Annotated in this window: 15 protein-coding genes and 1 tRNA gene; 12 read left to right on the top strand and 4 right to left on the bottom strand. The window is 37.4% G+C overall.

Features of this window, described 5'->3' with window-relative positions; genetic code table 11:
- The first annotated feature begins 58 nt into the window (after positions 1-58).
- Positions 59-811: a LytR/AlgR family response regulator transcription factor gene (locus RE431_RS04085; RefSeq protein WP_309560692.1), complete on the top strand. Its 753-nt coding sequence runs from the start codon at positions 59-61 to the stop codon at positions 809-811.
- 34 nt (positions 812-845) lie between these two features.
- A complete protein-coding gene (locus RE431_RS04080) occupies positions 846-3773 on the top strand; it encodes a histidine kinase (protein WP_309560691.1) in 2928 nt (975 codons plus the stop codon).
- Positions 3774-4132: 359 nt separating this feature from the next.
- Here the strand turns inward: RE431_RS04080 and RE431_RS04075 are convergent.
- A tRNA-Ser gene (locus RE431_RS04075) sits at positions 4133-4217 on the bottom strand.
- Between the two features lie 173 nt (positions 4218-4390).
- Between RE431_RS04075 and RE431_RS04070 the strand changes: the two genes are divergently transcribed.
- The 3 genes from RE431_RS04070 to RE431_RS04060 all read left to right on the top strand — a co-directional run bounded on the left by RE431_RS04070 (position 4391) and on the right by RE431_RS04060 (position 5978).
- Entirely contained in the window at positions 4391-4684 is a 294-nt protein-coding gene (locus RE431_RS04070) for an SGNH/GDSL hydrolase family protein (protein ID WP_309560690.1), read from the top strand.
- The gene (locus tag RE431_RS04065; protein WP_309560689.1) at positions 4662-4811 is read left to right on the top strand and encodes an SGNH/GDSL hydrolase family protein; all 150 of its coding nucleotides are present in this window, start codon (positions 4662-4664) and stop codon (positions 4809-4811) included. The genes RE431_RS04070 and RE431_RS04065 overlap by 23 nt, the downstream gene beginning before the upstream one ends.
- A gap of 141 nt (positions 4812-4952) precedes the next feature.
- The gene (locus RE431_RS04060; protein WP_309560688.1) at positions 4953-5978 is read left to right on the top strand and encodes a M28 family peptidase; all 1026 of its coding nucleotides are present in this window, start codon (positions 4953-4955) and stop codon (positions 5976-5978) included.
- A 59-nt stretch (positions 5979-6037) separates the two neighbouring features.
- On the opposite strand, the gene RE431_RS04055 is transcribed toward RE431_RS04060, so the two are convergent.
- Entirely contained in the window at positions 6038-6679 is a 642-nt protein-coding gene (locus RE431_RS04055; RefSeq protein WP_309560687.1) for a protein-L-isoaspartate(D-aspartate) O-methyltransferase, read from the bottom strand.
- A 136-nt stretch (positions 6680-6815) separates the two neighbouring features.
- Between RE431_RS04055 and RE431_RS04050 the strand changes: the two genes are divergently transcribed.
- The 7 genes from RE431_RS04050 (at position 6816) to miaA (ending at position 14013) form a co-directional block, all read left to right on the top strand.
- Complete coding sequence (locus RE431_RS04050; protein WP_309561328.1) at positions 6816-7781, top strand: Gfo/Idh/MocA family protein; 966 nt, start codon at positions 6816-6818, stop codon at positions 7779-7781.
- 112 nt (positions 7782-7893) lie between these two features.
- The gene (locus tag RE431_RS04045) at positions 7894-8784 is read left to right on the top strand and encodes a 3-hydroxyacyl-CoA dehydrogenase family protein (protein WP_309560686.1); all 891 of its coding nucleotides are present in this window, start codon (positions 7894-7896) and stop codon (positions 8782-8784) included.
- 3 nt (positions 8785-8787) lie between these two features.
- Positions 8788-10023, top strand: a complete 1236-nt coding sequence (locus RE431_RS04040) for a DUF1015 domain-containing protein (RefSeq protein ID WP_309560685.1) — start codon at positions 8788-8790, stop codon at positions 10021-10023.
- A gap of 69 nt (positions 10024-10092) precedes the next feature.
- Complete coding sequence (locus RE431_RS04035; RefSeq protein ID WP_309560684.1) at positions 10093-10752, top strand: YggS family pyridoxal phosphate-dependent enzyme; 660 nt, start codon at positions 10093-10095, stop codon at positions 10750-10752.
- A 15-nt stretch (positions 10753-10767) separates the two neighbouring features.
- Entirely contained in the window at positions 10768-12141 is a 1374-nt protein-coding gene (locus RE431_RS04030) for an exonuclease domain-containing protein (RefSeq protein WP_309560683.1), read from the top strand.
- 161 nt (positions 12142-12302) lie between these two features.
- Positions 12303-13112, top strand: a complete 810-nt coding sequence (locus RE431_RS04025) for an ion transporter (RefSeq protein ID WP_309560682.1) — start codon at positions 12303-12305, stop codon at positions 13110-13112.
- Positions 13105-14013, top strand: a complete 909-nt coding sequence (gene miaA, locus RE431_RS04020) for a tRNA (adenosine(37)-N6)-dimethylallyltransferase MiaA (RefSeq protein ID WP_309560681.1) — start codon at positions 13105-13107, stop codon at positions 14011-14013. Before RE431_RS04025 ends, miaA begins: the two co-directional genes overlap by 8 nt.
- Here miaA and RE431_RS04015 read toward each other — a convergent pair.
- Complete coding sequence (locus tag RE431_RS04015; RefSeq protein ID WP_309560680.1) at positions 14003-18613, bottom strand: HYR domain-containing protein; 4611 nt, start codon at positions 18611-18613, stop codon at positions 14003-14005. The two genes, miaA and RE431_RS04015, sit on opposite strands and share 11 nt — an antisense overlap.
- Before the next feature lie 181 nt (positions 18614-18794).
- Positions 18795-19517 (bottom strand): response regulator transcription factor, encoded by a 723-nt coding sequence (locus RE431_RS04010; protein WP_083642999.1) that lies wholly within the window; start codon positions 19515-19517, stop codon positions 18795-18797.

The following is a 19517-nucleotide window of genomic DNA, read 5'->3' as shown; positions in this document are numbered from 1 at the left end:
TACACTAAGGTTGCTTTATCCTCGTGAATATAAATTTAGACCTATCTCAATTTAGCTTATGATAAAAACTGTGATTATTGATGACGAGATCAGCGCCCAGGATCTTTTGGAAAAGACTCTACAAAGATATTTCCCTAACAAATGTAATGTTGTTGAAAAATGTAACTCGGTAGATTCTGGCGTTGAAGCGATCAAAAAGCACGAACCAGATCTTGTTTTCCTGGATATTCAAATGCCTGAAAAGAATGGTTTTGAATTATTCAATTATTTTGAAGTAGTGAAATTTGAAGTGATCTTCACTACGGCGCATAACCAGTTTGCCATCAAAGCCATAAAGCGTAGTGCCCTGGATTACCTATTAAAACCTATCAACAAGCTAGATGTTGGAGATGCAATAAAAAGACTGGAAGCAAAGAATAAAGACAGTCTTGCTCAGAAAAAATTATCCCTGCTCCTGGAAAATTTAAATGTGAATGACCAGAACGTTAGCAAAATTGCATTCCCAACCGTAGATGGTTTTGAACTGGTACACTCGAGTCAAATCCTCTATTGCAAAGCCGAAAGTAATTATTGCGCGATTAAGAAGATAGACGGTTATAATCATATGATCACCAAAACTTTGAAATTTGTAGAAGAGATCCTTCCAGAAAGCTCATTTCAAAGAATACATAAAAGTTACGTCATCAATCTGAATTTTGTGGTCAGATATCATAAAGCCAATAAAGAAGTGGAATTAACCAACGGAGAGAAACTGCCAGTTTCATTCCGAAAAGAAGAAGAATTTATAAATGCCATTTTGCAAAACCAATAAACTTTTTCTTTTTCTGTTTCTGTGGGTTAATCTTGTGATTTCTCAGAATTTTCCTGGCAGAAAATATACGGCATCCGAAGAACTTCCCAATAATACTGTAAGATCATTACTAGTTGACAGTGATAATATCTTATGGATCGGGACTGATAATGGTGTGGTCAAAAAAGAGAATGAAGTCTATCAGTATTTTTTTGAAGAAGATGGACTGGCGCTAAATAGTTGCTGGGCAATCGCTGAAGACAGCAATAAGCATCTCTGGTTTGGTAGCTACGGAAATGGAATTAGTTTTTATGACGGAAATAAATTCAAGGTTATTTCAAAAGATGACGGGATTATTCATAATGAAATAACTGAACTTTTTCCTTACCAGAACAGGATGTATGTTGGGACCAGCGACGGAATTTCAAGAATAAACATCAATAATTTTGAGGTCGAATCATGGGTGAAACCTTCCGAAGATACTTTGATGAGAATAACTGGATTCTTCGAGGACGACAACTACATCTATGTCACAACTTATAATACGGGAGTATTCAGGATTTTGGATAATCAGAAAAATTTAGAGTTAGAGAAAATAAGCGACCACAAATTTATCTATTCGGTATTTAGAGATTCTGATAGTATTTATAGTAGCAACAAAGGATATTTTGAAAGGACCGCAATTAAGGATTATCTGGATGATGACAAAAATGTTCAATATAATAGCTTAGGAAAATCAATTTTATGGGACTATGTAAAAACCAGCGATCATAAGATATTCGTTGCCGCCTGGGGAATTTATGATAATACGGGAGGATTGTTTGAATTGGTTGATAATGGATTGATTCTCAAAAACGCTGACTTTCATATACCAAGTACTGAAGTGATTTCGCTGGCTTACGATCCCGTTTTTGAAAACTTATTCGTGGGGACCAGAGATGCTGGCCTTTATGAGATAAAACTGAACTCCCAGATTAAATTCAATCAATTTCCGGGTAAGGAAGTTATCGGGTTTGCAAATACCAGCTCTTCTTCCGCAGTTTTACTCAACGATGAAATAGTAATGAATTCAGCAAATAGAGAATTCAGCATTAGTCGCGACCAATTAAAGAATTGGCAGCAACAATATGTATCCAATACAAATATTCCTCTTCCAAAACATGAAGATGATTTCTACGAACTTGATTATGAGATTCAACCTTTAAACATCAGTTTTTATGACTTAAAGGTTTTTGAGGAAAACTATTGGCTAAATACAAATATTGGGATTTTTACTTTTACTGACTCTGGTGATTTAGTTCGCTACCTCCCATTGCATTCTGAAGAGATCAATTTCACAGCTTCAGGAGAATTGGTGGAAACCCATCCTTATGGAGGCGCTCGAATCTATACCGACCTTGATAAATTTAAATATGATTATTTAGATAAGAATGATCCGGCCACACCAACCATGGTCGTAAATAGTCTCAAGCTTTCAGAAACCACCTATTTCACTTCTGTTTTTTCGGGACTTTACAAATATGAAAACGAAGAATTCAGATCTTATTTGCAAAGCGATATCTGGGAAGAAGAAAGGCTGAGACATATTTCAGCTTTAGGAGATCAACTTGCAGTATCTACAGATTTTGGTGATGTTTATATTTTAAATGATTCTGATTCCTTTGAAATTTTCAAGAAAATACCGCGAGCGAATATTGCGGGAAACTCAATTTCCTTTCTGAAAGAATATAACGGCAGTTTGATCATTGGCACCGAAAAAGGATTGACGATCTATAAAGATGATCGCTATATTCTCCTTGATGAAGAACAGGGTTTAAAACAGCCATTACTAAGTGCTGCTGTAAATGGGAGTGATCTTAAAATAGGAAGCAAAAACGGTTATTATGTTCTCGATCTAAAGGAAATCTCTAAGTCGGTTCAACTGATCGATAATATCTCCTTAAAAGAAGTCTTTATTAATAATCATGATCTTCCAACTGAGAAATTCAAAGGTGATCAGAATTTAAAACTGCCATATGATGAAAATACGCTGTTGATCAATTTCAGGACAAATTCACATCCCTTTCCAAATAAACTTGCCTATCAATATCGATTAAAAGAAGATGGCAGCTGGAGTCTGCCTAATCCAGATCCTGAAATTTTCCTGCCATTTCTACCTTCAGGAAATTATAATGTTGAGATCAGAGTACTGGATAAAAGCACTGGCTTCCATTATTCTCAAAAAATACTTCATTTATCCATCCTGCCTCCATTCTGGAAAACATGGTGGTTCGCTGCATTGATCTTAGCTGGCATACTTCTTATCGTTTTCGGGATCTACAAATATCAGATCAAACAGCATAAAGAATTTGAAGAGCAAAAAAATCTGATTCAGAGACGATTTGAAGAGACTAAGATGGAAGCCTTACTGGCGCAGATGAATCCGCATTTTATTTTCAATGCCATGAATTCCATTCAGAATTATATCATGGATAACGACATAGATAATGCCACCGTATTTTTAGGAGATTTTGCTAGGCTTATCAGGCTAAATCTTGATCATTGCACCAAGCCAAGCATTCTTTTAATTGAAGAAATTGAATATCTGCAGTCATATATTCGTGTAGAAAACACAAGGTTGAATGATTCGGTTAAGGTTATATTCGATATAGACCCTTCTATTGACACTTATGATGTAGAGATCCCTACGATGCTTTTACAAACTTTTGTGGAGAATGTTTTTGTACATGCCTTCCCAACAGGGGTTATAAATCCAACTTTAAAGCTGAGTTTTCATCGTATAGAAGAAGATACGCTGGAATGCAGAATAGAAGATAATGGTGTGGGTATTTCTTCAAAACCTGAAAATAACTTCCATAATTCAAAAGGCGTAAAATTAGTAAAGGAACGCCTTGCTCTGCTTGGCTATGATATTAATGAAGCTATTAAAATCAAGTCGGAAAAAGACAAGGGCACGAGGGTAGTGATCATGTTAAAAAATTAACGTTTACTTACAAATTCGATACGTTTACTAAACCGGTATTTTCTTATCGATCTTTATAATTATTTTTATCCCAAATTAGAGAATGTGGCGACTACACCTGAACTGGGGTTGCTTTCAAAAGATATTATGAGTAGGGTCGTAATATTAATTTTTGTAAGCTGCGTTGGTGGTCACTTCTCTAATCTTTTTACTTCCAGATGAAAAAGTCTTTTCAGAGAACAAAAATCACAAAAAACTAAATCTGCTTAATTTCGAAATCATCCAGCAATCAAAGTTGATTGATGGGGAAATATAGACATTCATTTCTCAAAAGATATTAAAACAAAAAACCCGCAATTTTCATTGCGGGTTTTTCTTTGCGGAGAAAGAGGGATTCGAACCCCCGGAGGTGTGACCCTCAACAGTTTTCAAGACTGCCGCATTCGACCACTCTGCCATTTCTCCTGAGTGCCTCATCAGCTATTTGCTGAATGCGGGTGCAAATATAACAAGCTTTTTCAATTTTAAACAACTTATTTCTAAACTTTTTTCAGGCTTTTTTATACCTGGTTCTAAATCAGCTTTTTTACCTTTAATTTTTCCTGAATTTAATTTTCAATTATAAATTTTGAACACCAATGAAATCCAGCATTTTCAGCCTCTACTCTCTTCTATTTTTCTTTTCTTTAAACGCACAACATAATGATTACAAAGAATTAATGGAACAGGAGTGGCCTCAGTTAGAAAAATATCATTCTGCAAATCAGGAGATCATCAAGAATTCAGATTGGCCCGATGTTGTATTCATGGGAAATTCGATTACTGAAGGATGGGCAAATACACATCCAAAATTTTTCAGTAAAAATAATTACGTTGGCAGAGGGATTGGTGGCCAGACCACACCCCCAGATGCTTATCCGATTTACACCTGATGTGCTTGATCTGAATCCAAAAAGGGTAGTGATCCTCGCCGGTACTAATGATATTGCCGGAAATACTGGTTATTCCACCGTAAAAATGATCTCCGACAATATAAAAGCCATGATGAATTTAGATTAATTCAACTTCAGCATATAAATTTCATTCAGATCAATTTTAAACCTTCCCGCATCACAGGAGTCTATATTTATGAATCTCTTATAATTAATTAATATCAAAACCGCTATATTGGCGGCTATTATTTAAAAATCAATGATTAAAATGAAAAAAATATTAATTCTGGCAATTCCAGCTGTTCTTGCTGCATGTAGTGCACAAAATAAGAAGGTAGAAAATGCCGATGCAATGGATTATGCGAATACCATTACCGCTTCTGAACTTAAAGAACATTTATACACTTTCGCAAGTGATGAGTTTGAAGGTAGAGAAACCGGAGAACCAGGGCAGAAAAAAGCTGCTGAATATTTAAAAAAGGAATATAAGAGCTTGAATCTTCCTTCACCAATCGGTGGTGATGATTATTACCAAGAAGTTCCAACAGATTATTTTAAAAGAGGAAAAGTAAAACCAACTGAAAATGTGGTTGCATTTTTAGAAGGCTCTGAAAAACCAGATGAGATCCTGGTAATTTCTTCTCACTATGACCACGTTGGTATGAATGATAAGGGTGAGATCTATAACGGTGCAGATGATGACGGTTCTGGAACTGTGAGTGTTTTAGAGATTGCTGAAGCCTTTGTTCAGGCTAAAAAAGATGGATATACTCCTAAAAGATCTATCCTTTTCCTTAACGTGACCGGTGAAGAGAAAGGTCTTGTAGGATCTAAATACTATACAGACAATCCAATTTTTCCATTAGAGAATACAGTTGCCGATTTAAACATTGATATGATTGGTAGAATTGATCCGTCTCACGAAGGTAAAGAAGATTACATATACCTTATTGGAAGTGATAAATTGAGTACAGACCTTCACGAACTAAGTGAAATGGTGAATTCTAAATATACAAAGCTGAATCTGGATTATACTTATAACGATGAAAATGATCCAAACCGTTTTTATTACAGAAGTGATCACTACAATTTCGCGAAAAATAACATTCCGATCATCTTCTACTTTAACGGAACGCATGCAGATTATCACAAACCAACAGATACGCCAGATAAGATTGAATATGAACTATTGGCTAAAAGAGCTCAGCTTGTATTCTTAACTGCCTGGGAGATCGCTAACCGTGATGCGAGACTGGTAGTAGACAAAGCAGAAGATACTGCTGTTGGAAAATAATATCAGGTTTTACTTAGAAAAAAAAGCCCCGATCTTGGGGCTTTTTTTATGTTGAATTTTTAATTCTTGTCTTCTAATAAAGGAACAAACCTGAATTCTCCGAATTCTTTTTTATCAAATTCCTTAGCCGATTTTCTAACAAATAAGGTCATCGTTTGCACGTCTGTTCCTACGGGAATTACCAGCCTTCCTCCTACTTTTAATTGACTAAGCAGATCTTTAGGCACTTCAGGCGCACCTGCCGTTACTATGATCTTGTCATAAGGTGCATATTCAGGGATTCCTTTGTAGCCATCACCAAAACTTAAGTATTTCGGGCGGTAGCCAAGTTTGCTCAGGAAGGTTTTGGTTTTTTTGTAAAGTTCTCGCTGGCGTTCAATACTGTAAACTTTTGCTCCTAATTCACAAAGCACAGCGGTTTGATATCCGCTACCAGTTCCAACTTCCAGAACTTTTTCACCTCTCTTGATTTGAAGCAATTCAGACTGAAAAGCAACAGTATACGGTTGTGAGATAGTTTGATCTGCAGCTATAGGAAATGCTTTATCCTGGTAGGCATGATCTTCAAAACTACTATCCATAAAAAGGTGACGCGGAATCTTCCCGATGGCGGCAAGAACTTTATCATTGGTAATACCTTTCTTTTTTACGGTTCTCACCAGCTGCTGCCGTTTTCCCTGATGTCTGTAAGTATCCTTCAAGTTTCGTTTGCTTTTGTCTGGCTATAAAATTAGGCAATGCAGCTGATTTATCCCAAGTAAATAGCCTCCGGGATTTGGCCTAATTTTATAAAGTATTTAATATCAAAATGCTATTTTTGTGAAAAATGCAAAAAATATGCTGAAAGCAGGAGTCCTGGGCGCAGGCCATCTGGGAAAAATTCATCTGAAATTACTCAACCAGTCTGAAGAATATGAGCTTATTGGTTTTTATGATGCGAATAAGGATAATGCAAGAAAGATAGCTGAGGAATTCGGTTACAAGATGTACGAAAACCTTGATGACCTTATTGCTGAAGCTGATATGATAGATGTTGTAACTCCCACGCTTTCTCATTTTGATGTTGCAAAAAAAGTGATCTCTGCAGGTAAACACCTGTTCATAGAAAAACCCATCACCAATACCTACGAAGAAGCTGAAGAGCTAATAAAACTTGCAGCTGAAAATGGTGTCAAGGGACAGGTTGGACATGTGGAAAGGTTCAATCCCGCTTTTCAGGCGGTGGCAGATCGCATAGAAAATCCAATGTTTATCGAAGCACACAGGCTCGCGGAATTTAATCCGCGTGGTACAGATGTTCCCGTAGTACTAGATCTTATGATCCATGACATAGACGCGGTGATGAGTGTGGTAAAATCTGATGTAAAGAAGATAAATGCTAGCGGAGTTTCAGTAATTAGTGATACTCCCGATATTGCAAATGCGAGGATAGAATTTGAAAACGGTTGCGTGGCCAATCTCACTGCCAGCAGGATCTCTATGAAGAACATGAGAAAATCCAGGTTTTTTCAACGTGACGCCTATATTTCAGTAGATTTTCTGGAGAAAAAATGCGAAGTGGTAAAGATGAAAGATGCTCCGGAGGATCCGGATGATTTTGCCATGATCCTTCAGAATGCTGAAGGAATAAAAAAACAGATCTATTTCGACAATCCTGATGTTTCTCCAAACAACGCGATCCTGGAGGAATTGGAAAGTTTTGCCGATGCTATAAATAATGATAAAGAACCTGTAGTTACTATGGAACAGGCGGCTAAAGCCCTTCAGGTAGCCAACCAGGTGATTGCTAATTTCAATGTATAATAATTACAATTCTAAAAATTATAAAATCATCCTGAACTTGTTTCAGTATCTTTTCTTGAGAAGCTGAAACAAGTGAAGCTTGATGAATTTTTAGACTTTTAAAACTAACAAAATGAAAAATATTGCAGTTATAGGAGCCGGTACAATGGGGAATGGTATTGCACATACTTTTGCTCAAAGCGGTTATAAAGTTGAATTGATTGATATTTCAGCAGACAGTCTGAAAAGAGGATTGGATACCATTACCAAGAATCTTGACAGAATGCTGGCGAAAGAAAAGATCTCTGAAGATCAGAAAAGCGCAACTTTAGGTAATATCACTACCCATACAGATATCGCAAATGGTGTGAAAAACGCCGATCTTGTTGTGGAAGCAGCTACTGAAAATACAGAGTTAAAACTGAAGATATTTAAGAATCTTGATGAGCAAACCTCTGCTGATACTATTCTTGCTTCTAATACTTCTTCAATTTCAATAACCCAGATCGCTTCTGTGGTTTCAAACCCGGAAAGAGTAATAGGGATGCATTTTATGAACCCTGTGCCAATCATGAAATTGGTTGAGATCATAAGAGGTTACAATACTTCAGATGAAGTGACCAGCAAGATCATGGACCTTTCAGAAAAACTGAACAAAGTTCCGGTAGAAGTGAATGATTATCCTGGATTTGTTGCTAACAGGATCCTTATGCCAATGATCAATGAAGCTATTGAAACGCTTTACAACGGCGTTGCTGGCGTTTACGAGATCGATACCGTGATGAAACTGGGGATGGCTCATCCAATGGGACCACTTCAGTTAGCCGATTTTATTGGTCTGGATGTTTGTCATTCCATTCTTGAAGTTATGTACGACGGATTCAAAAATCCAAAATATGCTCCCTGTCCATTATTGACTAATATGGTAAGAGCCGGTAAGATAGGTGTGAAATCTGGAGAAGGATTTTATGACTATTCTGAAAACAAAAAAGCAGAAAAAGTTTCAACTCAATTTAGCTCATAAGGCTTGAGTAAGATATTCCCATTTAAAGCAGTGAGGCCAACCCGTGAATATGCCGGGTTGGTAGCTTCACGGTCTTATGAAGATTACAGCGAGGAAGAGTTAAAAGCCCAGCTTGAATTCAATCCCTACTCCTTTCTTCATATCATAAATCCCGGTTATAAATTTCAGCATGAGATAGGTGGTGAAAAACGCTTTGGGATGGTGAAAAATCGATACCTGGAATTTAAGGAAGAACATATTTTTGAGCAGGACGAACAGCCTTGCTACTATATTTATAAGATACAGACACGGGAAGCTTCCTGCTGCGGAATTATAGCTGCAGCAAGTGCTGAAGACTACGAACAGGATGTGATACGTCGCCACGAAGATACGATTGCTCACAGAGAGGAACTTTTCAAGGATTATCTTAAAGTAGTTGGCTTTAATACCGAGCCGGTTTTACTTACGTATCCGGACGATCCGGTGATCAATGAGCTTTTGAATGAGCGGATGAAATCACGGCCGGAATATGAATTTGCCACATATAATAAAGAAACGCATTCTTTATGGCTCATAGACGATCCTTCCAATATCGAAAAGATAAAGCAGCAATTTGCTGCTATGGAAAAGCTGTATATCGCAGATGGTCACCACCGCAGTGCCTCATCGTGGTTGCTGGCAAAAGAAAGTAAAGAAAATAATCCTGAGCATACAGGAAAGGAGGCTTATAACTTTTTCATGAGTTATCTCATTTCCGAAAGCAATCTTCGAATATTTGAGTTCAGCAGGCTCATCAAAGACCTGAACGGGCATTCAAAAGAAGAGTTCTTGATACTCCTCGATGAATGGTTCAGAATTGAAAATCGCGGATATGAAGTTTACAAACCATCAAAAAAGCATCATTTCAATATGTATCTTGATGGTGAATTCTATTCACTTTACCTGCGGAAAACCAATTATGAATTCACAGATTCTTTAAGTGAACTGGATTCTTACATTTTGTATGAAAAGATCCTGAAACCGGTTCTGGGAATACAGGACTTGAGATACGATAAACGCATCGCCTATATTCATGGCCGTAATGATCTTATAGAACTGAAGACTAGAGTTGATAATGGTGAATTTGCAGTAGGTTTTGGAATGCTGCCAGCAGGAATTGAAGAAATAAAACAAATTGCAGATGAAAATTTGACCATGCCGCCAAAAAGTACTTATATTGAACCTAAGTTGCGCAGTGGTCTCACAATTTACGAATTCTAAGCACGTTAGATTAAGCACCCCTCCCCTGCAGGGCTTATTTAATCCTTAATTTAAAAGTAAAAATAAAGGATGGAGATTTCAGAAAATATAAAGAAATATAGAAGTGAACTTCCGGAAAATGTGAAGCTTGTCGCTATTTCCAAGACCAAGCCAAATGAAGATCTTATGGAAGCCTACAATGCCGGCCAGCGTATTCTTGGTGAAAATAAGATCCAGGAAATGACCGATAAATGGGAAGAACTTCCCAAAGATATAGAGTGGCACATGGTTGGTCATGTTCAAACCAACAAAGTGAAATATATGGCTCCCTATGTCTCTTTGATCCATGCAGTACATAAAATGAAGCTGCTTAAAGAGATCAACAAAAGAGCTGAAGAAAATGAAAGAACTATAGACTGTCTGCTTCAAATTAAAATTGCTGAAGAAGATTCTAAATATGGAACTACGGCTAAAAACGCCCGCGAAATTCTGGAATCTGAAGAATATCAGAAAATGAAAAATGTAAGGATCATTGGTTTAATGGGAATGGCCACTTTTACTGATGATGAGGCACAGGTTAGATCTGAATTTCAATTTCTTCAAAAAACTTTTAAGGAATTCCAGAAAGATTTCCCTGAATTAAAAGAGCTTTCCATGGGAATGAGCGGTGATTATAAAATCGCCGTGGAATGTGGAAGCACCATGGTACGAATTGGAAGTAGTATCTTTGGCGAAAGAAATTATAATTAACGAAGGAGAGAGTATTTGTACGCAATATTAGACATAGAAACCACTGGTGGTAAATACAATGAAGAAGGGATCACCGAAATTGCAATTTATAAGTTTGATGGTCAGAAGGTAGTAGACCAGTTCATTAGTCTTGTAAACCCGGAACAGCCCATTCAACCATTCGTGGTGAATCTTACCGGAATAAATAACGATATGCTTCGCAATGCCCCAAAATTTTACGAGGTGGCCAAGCGTATTGTAGAGATCACTGAAGACTGTATTCTCGTAGCGCATAATGCGAAATTTGATTACCGTATTCTTCGCACCGAATTCCGCAGACTTGGATTCGAGTATGAAAGAAAAAGTTTATGTACTGTTGAACTTTCAAAAAAACTCATCCCGGATCTTCCTTCCTATAGCCTGGGGAAACTGGTAAGATCTTTAGGAATTCCGTTGAGCGATCGCCATCGTGCTTCCGGAGATGCCCAGGCAACTATCAAACTCTTTAAAATGCTTCTGGCCAAAGATGTTGAAAAAGACATCATGAAAGAGCATGTGAGAAAAGAGCCGAAAAGGAATATGGATACCAAGCTGGTGTTTATTCTTGAGGAATTACCTTCAGAGACTGGAGTGTACTATTTCCATGATGAAAATAGCGAGATCATTTACGTAGGGAAATCCAGAAATATCCGAAAAAGGGTAAATCAGCATTTCACCAATGATAATCCTAAGTCCAGGGAAATGCAACGCAAGGTTGCCTCTGTATCTTTCGAATTGACGGGAAATGAACTTATTGCGCTCTTGAAAGAAAACCAGGAGATCAAGGAACTAAAGCCAAAATATAATCGTGCTTTAAAAAGGGATATTTTCAGTCATGCCATCTATCAATTTAAAGATGAGAATGGATACATTAACCTTAAAATAGGAAGAGCGAATAAAGCAAAAGAGAATATCACGACTTTCAGTTCGCTAAGATCTGCCAAGAATTCCCTGGAAAAATGGGTGGCAGAATATGAACTTTGTGAAAGACTGGCAGGAATTCACGGAGGTACCGGAAATTGCTTTGCCTATACAATCAAAAGCTGTCACGGAGCCTGTATCGAAGATGAGCCTGTTGATGAATATAATGAGAGAGTGATTAATTTAATAGATAGATATTCCTACGAAAATCAAAATATGCTCCTGATTGGTCGTGGACGTGAAGTGGATGAAAAAAGCGCTTTACTCATTGAGGATGGAGAATTTAAGGGTGTCGGCTATTTTAATCTGAATCACCAGATCAACAATCTCGATATTATTCGATCTATCATTACACCGATGAACAACAACCGGGACGCGCAACATATCATACAAAGCTTTCTACGCAAAAAGCATAATTTTAAGATCATCCAATTATCTGTTCAAGAGTAAAATTCTTTGAAAAAGGGATAATTTTAATAGAGTTTTATCCTGCTTTAAAGCATTTTTTTTGACCAGATCCTGGAAGTTCAATCTCAATCCTTGATCGTACTCGAAGAAATTAGTTAAATTTGAAAAACTCCATTTAAGCCAATTTGAAGGAAAACAAGTCAATGCCACACTGGAAATTCAAACTTCATGAAGTAATTTATGAAGCTGATACTCCTGCGGGCAAAATTTTCGATATCGCCTTGCTTTTTGTGATCATCATTAGTGTCGCGCTGGTAATGATGGAAAGCGTAACTTCCCTCCTGCTTAAATATTCCTGGGAGTTCTATATTGCCGAATGGGTGATCACAGCAATTTTTAGTATTGAATATATTTTAAGGATTATTGCAATTAATAAACCCAAGCGATACATTTTTAGTTTTTATGGAATGGTGGACCTGCTGTCTACCCTTCCCAGCTATATCGGTTTTATCTTTGGCGGCGCCAACCTGCTTTTTGCCATTAGAGCACTTAGGCTTTTAAGGGTGTTTAGAGTTTTAAAAGTAACCAGATATATTGGTGAATCTCGTAAACTTATAGATGCGCTGAAAAATAGCCGAGCCAAGATCCTGGTTTTTCTATTTGCAGTTTTTATCATTTGTATCATTGCCGGTACGTTGATGCATCTTGTAGAAGGAAAAGGTGGCGGATTTGATAATATTCCGCTTAGTATTTACTGGTGTATCGTAACATTAACCACAGTGGGCTTTGGAGATATTGCTCCGGTAACACCCCTGGGAAGATTAATAGCATCACTTATCATGATTACTGGTTACGGAATTATCGCGGTACCAACCGGAATTGTTAGTGCAGAATATAGCAAAGCTACCGATAAGCCTATCAAAAATACCCAGGTCTGCCCTAATTGTAACGAAGGCAGACATTTGGATGATGCTGAATTTTGCCATAACTGCGGATTCAAGCTAAATGGATAATTACCTCATCAATATCCTAGGGCCTACTGCAATCGGGAAAACCGCTCTTTCCATAAAAATAGCCAGGCATTTTCAAACAGAGATCATTTCAGCAGATTCCAGGCAGTTCTTTAAGGAAATGAGGATTGGAACTGCAGTTCCTGAAAATGAAGAACTAGAGGCAGCTCCACATCATTTTATCCAGCATATTTCAATTGAAGACACGTACTCTGTTGGCGATTTTGAAAGGGAAGCCCTGGCAAAACTTGAAAAGCTTTTTCTGCAACATAAAGCAGTGGTGATGGCTGGAGGCAGCGGACTTTATGTAAAAGCGATCAATGAAGGTTTAAATGAATTCCCAGAAGTTGATCCCGCTATCAGGCAAAATCTAAACGAGCATCTTGAAAAAGATGGAATAGACTGGCTACAAAAAAAGCTATTCGTTTTAGATCCCGAATATTATAAAACCGCCGATGTACAAAATCCCCACAGGCTGATAAGAGCCCTTGAGATATGTATAGAGACAGGAAAACCATTTTCTACATACCTTAATCAGGATAAGCCTGAAAGAAACTTTAAAAGCATCCAGGTTGGATTAACTGCAGATAGAGAGATCATTTATGATCGAATTAATCGCCGTGTTGATATTATGATCAAAAACGGACTGGTAGAAGAAGCTCGTAAATTATATAGCAGGAAAGATCTTAATGCTTTAAATACGGTCGGCTACAAAGAACTGTTTCAATATTTTGAAGGAAATACAGATCTTGAAATGGCAATATCAGAAATAAAAAAGAATACGCGCAGGTTTGCTAAAAGACAGCTTACCTGGTTTCGAAAAGATGAGAATATTAAATGGTTCAATTATGACGATCCTGTTGAGAACATGATTGAGTATTTAGAAAAACAGATCAATACTTAAAGATCATTCTACGAGTGAGAGTCTTCTCATTGGTTATAATCTTCAATACGTAAACTGCTTCCTGTAACGGACCAACATCCATAGCATATTCAAGTTCTCCCGAATCATAATCTTTTGCTGCGATAAATCTGCCACGGTGATCAAAAACTTCAATTCGTTCTATACTGACATCTGCCGGGGTAGAGATCTTAAAACTACCAACATTCGGATTTGGGTATATATAAACGTATTCGGTTCCATCTAAAGGTGGATCTTCACAAACATCATTAGAGTCGGTCACAGTAACGTTAACCGTTCCGGAAGCTATATTTCCATTGGTATCTTCCGCAGTGACCTGAACTCTGTTTTCCCCGATTTCTTTACAAGAAAATACGATTTTACTCAAGGTATAAGTTACATCAGGATCACAAGCATCATATGATCCATTATCTACATCTTCAAAACTAATGATCGCAGTGGCATCGGCATCCAGGTTCACACTGATGTCATTTAATAACAGGACCGGTGCTGTATTATCTTCCAGGTTTACATTAAAACTACAAGACTCCAAAGTATTTCCATCGGAAACACTTAGCCTTACCTCGAATTCTGAAGACGTTATTTCAGTTCCCGGAGCTGGATCCTGGATCACCTCCAGTCCGTCTCCATTAATAACCTCAGCTTCGCCTGTATAATCAGGTAATAGGAAGGAACAATCTTCATTATATTCCTCAGTTTTATTTGGTGGACATGATATAGATAACTCTTCACCGCTTACAAAACGCAGGTTAAAACTACATTCACTAGAATTTCCTGCCGCATCAAAAGCAGTTATCGTAATCATAGTATCTTCGGAAATAACAGAATCTGAAGTCGGGCTCTGACTGATCTGGACTATTCCGCAATTATCTTCTGCCTCTACAAGATCGGTAAAATCTGGTACCGGAATTTGAGAACCCGGTTCTGCCTGGACAACCTGATCGTCGGGACAAGTTATAGCTGGAGCTATATCATCATCAAAAATCAACGAGATATCGCAGCTAATGGACTCCGCATTCAAAGTTGCCGTAACTCTGATATCGGTTTCAGATTGGATCACCGTTCCCGCTTCAATAGACTGACTTATCTCTGCATTTACCGGATTGTAATCTAATATTTCTGAAAAATCAGGCACTCTATAATTACAATTCTCGTCAGCATTAATAATAAAATCATCAATGCAATTCAACACGAGTTCATTTTCAGCAATGACCATAATCTCTACTGGAACTACGCAACTTATTTCGTTATCTTTTGAATCCTTTGCAGTAACTGTAACATCAATTGTTTCGCCGTCATCAGCGTCGATGAATTTAGCTTTATCCAATTCCAGGCTGATATCTTCTCCGTCACAATTATCCCTAAAGGAAAGAAGAAGGTCTTCAGCTTCAAGTATACCGGTAGTTCCACTTTCAAACATCAAAGTATAGGATGATTTGCACTCTATTACCGGAGCCTGTTCATCTGAAACAATGATATCAAAACTACAGGTATCTTCATTTCCGGCTTCATCTATAGCTCTGTAAGAAATAGTCGTGGTACCAACAGTGAATACTCTACCACTGCTTAAACCTGTGTTATCTGTTCTTTCAACTGTGACATTACCGCTATCATCACTTGCCGTAGGATCCTCAAATTCAACTAGTGCTCCACAAACTCCATTATCATTTGCGACGCTTATATTTTCAGGGCATGAAATTACAGGCGGTTCGTTATCTGAATTATCTACCAGCCTGTAAGTCACCTCGCAGGTTGCTTCGTTACCATAAATATCTGTCGCATTTAATGTTATGAGATAATCGCCTGCTTCAGTAAACTCTGTTCCAACCGGTGGATCCTGAACGATCACCAGATCTTCATAGGGTACGCAATTATCAACAATGCCGTTAGGGCCTACGACCTCGGGCAATATAAAAACTCCACCCGATGGAATTTCCCTGATCTGTACTCCTGCAGGGCAAATGATCAAAGGTTCGCCAACATCTTCTACGGTGACATTTACCGTACACGAATATGATTCTCCGGTTTCTTTATTGGTAGCTCGAATCACCAATGGATTAGTACCTATATCTTCACAAGTGAATTGCTGAACACTCAATTCCAGATCGAGGTTTGAAATGTCACTAGTTATAAATTCTGACGTCTCAATTTCTGTCACATTAGAATTTTGCGCATCTTCTCCCAGTCTAACGGTGAGTTCACCTATACATTCAAATACATATTGCTGTTCTTCTACTAATGTCAATTGAAAAGTACAACTGTCTTTTAGCCCTGCAGAATCTTCAACAGTTATGGTCACGACCTGACTCTCTGATATAATATCGCCTTCCTGCGGACTTTGAGTAATTATAAGATCATCCCTTGATGTACAATTGTCTGAGACTATAACCTCAGTAGTAAAGTCCGGAACTTCGTAGCCGGTATTTGGGTCAAAATTTTCTTCTTTATTATCTGGGCAGGTTATTTCGGGAACTTCGGCGTCTATCACCCTCACAGTAAAGCTACAAGTCACAGGGTCATTAACCCCATCATCGGCCTGGAAACTAATTGTTGTTTCTCCTACCGGAAATAAATCACCTGAGTTTAAACCTGTATTATCTGTTCTCACTGGAGTGATCGCCCCGCCATCATCTGTAACAGTTGGTGTATTGAAAGTAACTACGGCACCGCATTCACCAGCATCATTATTTGAGGTGATATTAGTAGGACAATTATCGAAATCCGGTGGAGTGTCCTCGGGTTCTTCTGTAATAGTGACTGTAAAACTACAAGTTACACTATTGTTACTTGAATCTAATGCTTTATAGCTAACTGTAGTTGTTCCAAATGGAAATTCCTCTCCAGAAGCAAAACCTTCAGTTTGGACGACCTCTTCTATTCCACAATTGTCTTTAAAAGTTGGTATATTATATGTTATTATCTTGCCGGAAGACCCAAAAGAAATTGTTTCAGAAATATCAGAAGGACAGTTTGTGACCTCAGGATTATAATTATCAACGATTGATAATGGAATGTCACAAAAATCGTCAAGGTTAGATTGATCTTGATACCGCAACCTTATAGTTCTTTCTCCAAGATCATCACAATTAAATTCATTCCTACCATCGATTAAAAAATCAACGTCTCCTTGAATATCCTGAACAAGCTCTTCCGAGGCAATAAATCCATTTCCTAATTCATCTAATTCCAAAGTATAAGATTCTACACAAGTAAGACTAGATTCGGCTTCACCCAACACAGTTATCCATGCCTCACAACTATCTGTATTCCCTGCAAAATCTTTCACCGTCATGGTGACCAAATAAGATCCCGGAGCAGTAAAAGTAGACTGAGAAAGTTCATAAGATTCGATCCCACAATTATCGGTTGATCCGTTATCTATATAATTATCCGGAACTGTAGCCACACCATTTTCAAGAGTTATAGCAGGAGCAGGTACCGGAAATTTACATTTTGCAATTGGATTTTCACTATCAAATTGTGGAGTTCTTTCATAAATTTCGATATCAAATTCAAATTCTTCTGGTATATAACCAAAAAATGTAGAACGACCGTCAGCATAAGCATTATCAACATACATCCGGTCACAACTATTGAATGCTATGTCAACTGGAAACTGAATATTTTCAGTAATCGGTTTTTCATAATTTTCAAACGGATCGTAAATTCTAATGAAATAAGAATTGTCATCTATTCCATCATCGATTTCTTCAGCGATATCCTGAATTTCTCCAAAGCTTAAATTTTCAAAATTTATAAAACGACTAAAATCAATTCTGCCGGCATATTCAATAACATGAATAAATCCGAAGGAATCTATATTGATACTTCCCGGAGACTGAATATTTGGAAGTCTGCCAGTTATATTTAAAGAACTATTTAAAGTTAAAACTGCAGGATCATCTCCACCTTCCTGACTCAAATAAACATCTTTTTCAGCGCTAACAGCGATTCTATAAGGCCTTTCTACATTTTTATTCTGTGCAATCCTTGCTCCACTTTGGTTATAAATACTTACTCTACTAAGTTCATCTCCTTCACAACCGTTACCTGGCGGGTTGTATTCAGCGACATACAAATTACCTTCACTATCAACATCTATCCCTAATGGTCTATAAAATTCAGTATAAATGATTTTTTTAAAAGTCCCGTCAGGGTTAAAAATTCTGATCTTTCCATTTTCAGAACAAGATCCATCTTCAGAATAATCAGCTACATAAAAAAACCCGTTAGAATCAATAACAAAATCTAAAGGACTTCTAAGTCCCGTGATAAAATTAGATTTTACAATTGCACCTTCTGAATTTCGTTTTTGAATTCCGTTACCGAAAGTTAATACGTATAGAAAATTATCTGGAGCTACATCAATACTGATGGGAATTTCGTCTGTATCCAGACTAGTTAAAGTTTGATTTATTACATCAACCTTTTTCAACCAATCATAAGACGGTACAATGTTACCAGGATCCTGCCCAAAGACATTTCCGGTAAATAAAAATAAAAGAATAAGGTAAGCACAGGCCTTCTTCAGGGAAGAGCCCTTAAAATCACATATTTCGGCTACACTTATCAATCTGGGCATATTTGGTATAGGCCATAAAGATAAGTATTGTAAGAAAACCGATCTTAAATTTATGCTAAGATTACGGCATGGACTGCAATTGAGTCCGGAAAGAAAAAATAACCGGGATTATATTCGAGATATAATACTGCATCATGATCTTAAATCATGATGCAGTACATCCCGGAAACTGAAAATTAAATTAAGCTTCGGTCTCTTCCTTGTTTTTTACAACAAGTCTGAATCCTTCTCCGTGGATATTAAGAATTTCCACGTTCTCGTCTTTTTTCAGGTATTTTCTAAGTTTGGCGATATAAACGTCCATACTTCTTGATGTGAAGTAGTTGTCGTCTCTCCAGATCTTAGTAAGCGCCAGTTCTCTTGGCATAAGATCGTTCTCGTGCAACGCCAGTAATCTTAATAATTCATTCTCTTTTGGAGACAGTTTCTGTGGTTCCTCATCTCTGAAAGTAAGGAATCTTAGTTTTGAATTCAGGTGGAAATCACCAATTTCAAATTCGAACTGCTTAGAATCTGCCACGCTGTCTGTAGCTTTACGCTGCATAATAGCTTTGATCTTCATCAAAAGAACTTCAGAATCAAAAGGTTTGTTCAGGTAATCATCTGCCCCTACTTTATAACCTTTCAATACATCTTCTTTCATCGCTTTCGCTGTTAGGAAGATGATTGGGATTTCCTCATTCTTATCACGAATTTCTTTAGCCAGGGTAAATCCATCCTTGTAAGGCATCATTACGTCTAGAATACAAAGATCGAAATCGTCCTTTTTGAACTTTTCGAAACCTTCCATTCCGTTCTTGGCATGAGTTACCTCGTAGTCATTCATTGCGAGGTAATCTTTAAGGACAGTTCCGAAATTCGGATCATCCTCAACTAATAAAATTTTCTTGTTTTCAGTTTCCAT

Source organism: Christiangramia sediminicola, from assembly GCF_031344135.1.
GTDB classification, from domain to species: Bacteria; Bacteroidota; Bacteroidia; order Flavobacteriales; family Flavobacteriaceae; genus Christiangramia; species Christiangramia sediminicola.
Note: the sequence above shows the minus strand (reverse complement) of the source record. Positions and strands in the feature narration are given on the sequence as shown.

Excerpts from the sequence above, each read along its gene's own strand:
- RE431_RS04085 (WP_309560692.1), top strand. The coding sequence starts at position 59 with ATGATAAAAACTGTGATTATTGATGACGAGATCAGCGCCCAGGATCTT.
- RE431_RS04070 (WP_309560690.1), top strand. The coding sequence starts at position 4,391 with ATGAAATCCAGCATTTTCAGCCTCTACTCTCTTCTATTTTTCTTTTCT.
- RE431_RS04065 (WP_309560689.1), top strand. The coding sequence starts at position 4,662 with ATGCTTATCCGATTTACACCTGATGTGCTTGATCTGAATCCAAAAAGG.
- RE431_RS04060 (WP_309560688.1), top strand. The coding sequence starts at position 4,953 with ATGAAAAAAATATTAATTCTGGCAATTCCAGCTGTTCTTGCTGCATGT.
- RE431_RS04050 (WP_309561328.1), top strand. The coding sequence starts at position 6,816 with ATGCTGAAAGCAGGAGTCCTGGGCGCAGGCCATCTGGGAAAAATTCAT.
- RE431_RS04045 (WP_309560686.1), top strand. The coding sequence starts at position 7,894 with ATGAAAAATATTGCAGTTATAGGAGCCGGTACAATGGGGAATGGTATT.
- RE431_RS04035 (WP_309560684.1), top strand. The coding sequence starts at position 10,093 with ATGGAGATTTCAGAAAATATAAAGAAATATAGAAGTGAACTTCCGGAA.
- RE431_RS04025 (WP_309560682.1), top strand. The coding sequence starts at position 12,303 with ATGCCACACTGGAAATTCAAACTTCATGAAGTAATTTATGAAGCTGAT.
- miaA (WP_309560681.1), top strand. The coding sequence starts at position 13,105 with ATGGATAATTACCTCATCAATATCCTAGGGCCTACTGCAATCGGGAAA.
- RE431_RS04015 (WP_309560680.1), bottom strand. The coding sequence starts at position 18,613 with ATGCCCAGATTGATAAGTGTAGCCGAAATATGTGATTTTAAGGGCTCT.
- RE431_RS04010 (WP_083642999.1), bottom strand. The coding sequence starts at position 19,517 with ATGGAAACTGAAAACAAGAAAATTTTATTAGTTGAGGATGATCCGAAT.